Origin of the sequence: Hydrogenophaga sp. (genome assembly GCF_041633695.1) — a bacterium.
Classification (GTDB): domain Bacteria; phylum Pseudomonadota; class Gammaproteobacteria; order Burkholderiales; family Burkholderiaceae_C; genus Hydrogenophaga.
The window spans coordinates 1-1,958 of sequence record NZ_JBFJMY010000628.1 but is presented as its reverse complement, the minus strand read 5'-3'; the positions used below and the strand labels follow the sequence as shown (position 1 = coordinate 1,958).

General features: G+C 59.0%; 3 protein-coding genes. All 3 read right to left on the bottom strand.

Annotated elements, in window-relative coordinates:
* Positions 1-466, bottom strand: a 466-nt coding sequence (locus ABYB95_RS22565) for a 2Fe-2S iron-sulfur cluster-binding protein (RefSeq protein ID WP_372662291.1), incomplete at its 3' end; no start/stop codon positions are given.
* 88 nt (positions 467-554) lie between these two features.
* Complete coding sequence (locus tag ABYB95_RS22560; RefSeq protein ID WP_372662288.1) at positions 555-911, bottom strand: phenol hydroxylase subunit P4; 357 nt, start codon at positions 909-911, stop codon at positions 555-557.
* Positions 908-1,958 (bottom strand): YHS domain-containing protein (locus ABYB95_RS22555; protein WP_372662285.1); only part of this gene is annotated, 1,051 nt, incomplete at its 5' end. The genes ABYB95_RS22555 and ABYB95_RS22560, both read right to left, overlap by 4 nt.

Sequence of the window (1,958 nt, the reverse complement as noted above, 5' to 3'; positions counted from 1 at the left end):
GTGGGTTGGCGATCGAGAAGGCCCGGCTTTGCCCCAGGCCGGGGATGACCAACTGCACATATTGCCCCGCCTGGAAATGGATCGGTGTGTCGAGCTTGAGATGCAAGGCCTTGATGGTGGGCGTGAGAACCTCGATGCATTCCACCGTGGCGCCGAAGTCGCGCACGGGAATCATCTCCGCATCGGGCTCTTCCTCCATATCAACTTCGATGGTGGTGTCGCTCTGCAGCGTGCAGGAACAAGCCAGCGTCTTACCCTCGTCGCGCTCAAAATCCATCAACGCAAAGGGGTTCGCCGCACCGTGATCGACCTCGCCTTCGAGCACCTGCACTTTGCAAGTGCCACACAAGCCATGGCAGCAGGCGTGTGGAATGTAGATACCCTGGCGCAACGCGGCGTCGAGCACGGTCTGGTCTTCCTCCACGTCGATCGTGGCACCCAGCGGTTCTATGGTGACTTGGTACATGAGAAAAGAAGGTGGAACGGGTGAAAGAACGACGGCTCTGACCGCTTGCGGTACCCTGGTGTGGGTGGCCGCCGACCGGTGCGATGCACTAGCTGCCGCTGCCTTTGATGCCGGTGAGCCCGGGTGAACGGAAACGGATGGCGTCCTTGTGCTGCAAACCGTTGTCGGCCAACGACTTGGTCGGGTCGGGCTTCCAGGCTTGACCGTTCTTCTTCCATTCGGCCTTGTCCCAGTCGATCTGGGCGAAGTCGGGGTGGTAGCCAAAGATGCCCGGCAATATGCCGCTGGCCAAGGCGCCAAAGGGCGTGTCCGGCGGCAACGGTAGACAGAACGGTGCGCAGAACAACAGATGGCCTTCCCAGCCGATGTAGAGCAAAGGCGCGGGAAAGTTTTCGTGCACATCTTTCACCGGAAAGTCGTAGGGTTTGAGGGCAACGACGCTCATTTCACTTCTCCCTTCACAGCTTCGCCGCGCCAGGCAGCGAAGTTCTTCTGATCTTCCGAGCCTTCGAAATCGAAGTTGTCCCGGCCCACGTTCATCTCGTAGTAATCGAGCACGGCCATCAGCGGATCAAAGCCTTCGGCGGTTGGGTCGGTTCCCGGTTTGAAGCAGTTGCCCTGGTAGATCTGGTGCACGGGCAACCAGCTTTGCACGTACTTTTCGGGCTCGTGATCGAAGATGCCTTTGCAGTGATCGGAACAGAAGTGGTAGCGGTTGCCCAGGTATTCCGAATCGCGGTAGCAGATCTGGGTCGGGTCGCCCTCTTCGGTGAACATCATTGGAATCTGGCAGGTGTTGCACAGCATGGGCAGCGTCTTGTTGTAGAAGCGGTTGCCGGCTTGCTGCTGCTCGCGCAAGTGCTCCAGGCGTGGGCGGTAGTACTTGTCAAAGCTGTCTGGGTACTTTTCGGACAACCACTGCATTTCTTCTTCGCTCGGCACCCAGGTGTGGAAGGGTGCGGCCGCGCTGTAGTTGTAGAAAGTGTTCCAGGCCTGGTGGCTGATGTGGTCCTTGCCTTCGCAGGCTTGCTTCCAACCAGCGGGCTCGCGAATGCCGTAGCGCGCCAGATCTTTGAAGAGCGCGCCGCCGTTGTCTTCGGCGTACATCTCCCAGGCTTCTTTCCAGCTCATCACGCGCTTGGGCAGCATGTAGTCCTGCATCATGGCCACGAGGGTGAGCAGGCGGTAGCCGCGCCAGAACCACTTGTCGATCCAGCCTTGAACGATGGGCACGTTGGCCGGGGCTTGCTCCAGCAGGAACTTGATGCACTCGATGCCCAACGTCATGTGACGCGACTCGTCGCTTTGCGCGCTGAAGCCAAAGGTCACGGTGGACATGTCCCCGTTGTGTGCCGCGCCGCTCATGAACGGCACGAACAACAAGTTGGTGAGCACGTATTCGAACGAAAAGCTCACCGCGACCAGGAATTCAAACGGGCCGCCTGAAATGGCATCTTCAAAGAAGCTCTTGGGCACTGACAGATACCAGACC

What these genes read in the sequence shown, in the direction of transcription:
- ABYB95_RS22560 (WP_372662288.1), bottom strand. Translation starts at nt 911, where the DNA reads ATGAGCGTCGTTGCCCTCAAACCCTACGACTTTCCGGTGAAAGATGTG.